6 protein-coding genes are annotated in these 2,576 nt (G+C 55.4%); 2 read left to right on the forward strand and 4 right to left on the reverse strand.

The window, feature by feature from the left end:
- Window positions 1-109 precede the first annotated feature (109 nt).
- Window positions 110-436, reverse strand: a complete 327-nt coding sequence (locus IV91_RS0112540; RefSeq protein WP_160171583.1) for a hypothetical protein — start codon at window positions 434-436, stop codon at window positions 110-112.
- Window positions 433-678, reverse strand: a complete 246-nt coding sequence (locus IV91_RS0112545; protein WP_197456558.1) for a MerR family transcriptional regulator — start codon at window positions 676-678, stop codon at window positions 433-435. The genes IV91_RS0112540 and IV91_RS0112545 overlap by 4 nt, the downstream gene beginning before the upstream one ends.
- A gap of 437 nt (window positions 679-1,115) precedes the next feature.
- On the opposite strand from IV91_RS0112545, the gene IV91_RS0112550 reads away from it, so the two are divergent.
- Both IV91_RS0112550 and IV91_RS0112555 read left to right on the forward strand, forming a co-directional pair.
- A complete protein-coding gene (locus tag IV91_RS0112550) occupies window positions 1,116-1,367 on the forward strand; it encodes a type II toxin-antitoxin system ParD family antitoxin (protein ID WP_031598951.1) in 252 nt (83 codons plus the stop codon).
- Window positions 1,364-1,693, forward strand: coding sequence for a type II toxin-antitoxin system RelE/ParE family toxin (locus tag IV91_RS0112555; RefSeq protein WP_031598952.1), 330 nt, complete (start codon window positions 1,364-1,366; stop codon window positions 1,691-1,693). The genes IV91_RS0112550 and IV91_RS0112555 overlap by 4 nt, the downstream gene beginning before the upstream one ends.
- A 63-nt stretch (window positions 1,694-1,756) precedes the next feature.
- Here the strand turns inward: IV91_RS0112555 and IV91_RS0112560 are convergent, their stop codons facing one another.
- Both IV91_RS0112560 and IV91_RS19195 read right to left on the reverse strand, forming a co-directional pair.
- Entirely contained in the window at window positions 1,757-2,047 is a 291-nt protein-coding gene (locus IV91_RS0112560; RefSeq protein WP_233418466.1) for a hypothetical protein, read from the reverse strand.
- Window positions 2,048-2,225: 178 nt separating this feature from the next.
- On the reverse strand, window positions 2,226-2,576 hold a 351-nt coding region (locus IV91_RS19195), incomplete at its 5' end, for a hypothetical protein (protein WP_233418467.1).

A 2,576-nucleotide genomic window follows, 5' to 3' on the forward strand; every position in this document is an offset into this window, starting at 1 on the left:
ATCCAGACCAACTCGAACTCTTTCCCGATAATCCACCGTCCTGATCAAAAAATGATCCAAAACCCCAAACTTACCCTCGGGAATTTCATCCTGCTGTTTTATGGGAAATTCAGACTGCTGGTGACAGCCGCAGAAAATCAGCCATCATCTCGGCACGCATTTCGCCAGCGGCACGTTGCAGGAGACCGAGAAACCAGGCATCGCGATACGCGCGCAGCAGTTCGGTGCGATCCGGGTTGGCTGAAACCACGGCAATGGTGCCATCCACCCAGAACACGAGTCGCCGGCCCTCGTGAGTACGCATGGGCGGCGACAGATCGGCACAACGCAGAACGCTGCTGTCGGTCATGCGACGGAACGTCAATTGTCCTGGATTGCCTTCGGTGTCGTAAAACCGAACATCGGTGAATTCGGCCGCCTGGGATGTGCTCATCACAGCCTCCCCGGTGTGATCGAGTCGAGCAGCACATCGGCGGTCAGATCGGTGTCAGCCGGCAATGATCTGGATGTTGCGAGACGAATGCGCCTGGCTTCGAGCGCCTCGATATGCTGGAGCGGATATAAGACGCGGCTGACGACCTTCAGGAAGATCGGGCCCGTACCCTGGTGACGCCAGCGTTCAAGCGTCTTCTCGCTGACGTGCCAGCGTGTGGCGAGTTGTCTGGGGGTGAGATGCATGCTGTTCTCCATCGGTGGCCGCACCCCATTTCACATCATCCCTCACAGCGGGATAATGGCGATCAGTGGTGCTGATGGAGGGCTATTTTCCAGACATATGCATGGCAAAACTAGCCAAGAGAAGCACTGCTGCAGCTACGGAAATCCGCCCATTCCCGCTTTAGTACAAATACACCCTCTAAATCCCCCTAATATCCCGCACCGATTCTGTTGCATTGACGCCACAGCCAGAATGGCGGGCGTTTCCACCCTCTGGCAATTGTTCCTGGATAGGGGGCGGGAACGATGAAACCCACTATCCATGCGCCTTCCCGGGTTCCCATGGATCTCTCTAAAGAGATGGTGATCATTGGGAATGATCACCTCTACTCGACTCAATGTACCCTGCGGAAAGAGGTGTCTTGCCAAATTTTGCCAAACCGTCTAATCTTGGACCCATGAGTACAATGAATATCTCCCTACCCGACACGCTCAAGTCTTTCGTGGATGAGCAGGTCAACCAGCGCGGCTACGGCACCAGCAGCGAATACGTGCGTGAGTTGATCCGCAGGGATCAGGATCGGCTGCATTTGCGCGGTCTGTTGCTCGATGGCGCGGCTTCCGCCCCGTCAGTCCCTGCCAATGCCACCTATTTCGATGCGCTGCGCCAGCGCGTACGTGGTCGCGCAAAATCCAACGCCCGCGGGTGAAGTCCAAACCCATCATCCCGCGTGAACTGGCCAACCAGGACGTGGAAGAGGCCATCGCGCACTATCTCGGTGAGGACGCCGAGCAGGCAGCGCTCGGATTCATTGATTCCTTGGAACAGGCCTACGCGCACATCAGCCGCCATCCTGCCAGCGGCTCACCCCGCTACGCCCACGAGTTGAACCTGCCTGGCCTACGCTTTTGGCCGCTGACGCGTTACCCCCATCTGGTCTTCTATACCGAGCACAGCGATCACATCGACGTGTGGCGTGTGCTGCATGGCCAGCGCGATATCCCAGCCTGGATGCACCAACCTGACGAGCTTTGATGCTCTCATCTCAGGGGGAGTAAAGGGTGGGCAATACGCCCACCCCTACCACTTGATATCAGTTCAGACCTGGCTGGCTACTGCCAAAACTGACGAAAGAAATCCAATGGCAGTAACGGCAGTACTCTGGTGAAGGTTTTCCTGAATATTGAAGTGATGGATCCCTGGATGGATGTGCCAATTGGCAAATGCTGATTTATCGGGTTGGGCCCAACTGACCTGGCGTGATTGCGGTAATCGACCTGCGGTAACAAATGTGGGGCGCGCAAGTGCGACTCTTTCGATAGCGTCATGATGCGAGCCGAGGTAGCAGAAAAATGGCATCATCATGGTGGCCTTTGTACCCTTCTTCATTTCAGACGACTATAATATAAGCGCTGACCATCACGAGCGTCACCACCATCACAAAAATGCGAAGCCCGTGATGGACGTGACGTTTGTGACGGTGATTCCTTATTGTTACGTTCTGCCGGAACAGGGATATGCCTGCCGCGGCTGACCGTCACCACACTGCCGTGGGGGGGTAGGGGGGTTAATTCCTTGGGCCCGGCCGATGCCAGACCGCGCGCGTGCACAGATTTTTATTGCCGCGAAATTCACGACCCCCTATCGGCAACCATGATTTACAAGGATTTTTTGTGGGAACACGACCGAATGGCTTCACGCTGGAGCCCATGAGCGACGAGGATTGGAAACGCCTTGTGGTGACAGAAGAGGACCTTGCCAGAATGGCGGTCACCATCACACCGACACGCAGCGGCTCTATGTGAAATACAGTGGGTAACTGAATTTCAGTTTGCCGCACAAAAAGTAAATCATGTTGATGAAATTTCCAGTATTGCGGTAGCCCCTGGCGCGTCTTTTTGCTAGTTGAACCTTGCTG

Origin of the sequence: Ferrovum myxofaciens, assembly GCF_000735045.1 — a bacterium.
In the GTDB taxonomy this organism is placed as follows: Bacteria; Pseudomonadota; Gammaproteobacteria; order Burkholderiales; family Ferrovaceae; genus Ferrovum; species Ferrovum myxofaciens.

Bases quoted from the DNA above. Each gene is read 5' to 3' on its own strand.
- IV91_RS0112545 (WP_197456558.1), bottom strand. From the start codon at position 678: ATGCATCTCACCCCCAGACAACTCGCCACACGCTGGCACGTCAGCGAG.
- IV91_RS0112550 (WP_031598951.1), top strand. From the start codon at position 1,116: ATGAGTACAATGAATATCTCCCTACCCGACACGCTCAAGTCTTTCGTG.
- IV91_RS0112560 (WP_233418466.1), bottom strand. From the start codon at position 2,047: ATGAAGAAGGGTACAAAGGCCACCATGATGATGCCATTTTTCTGCTAC.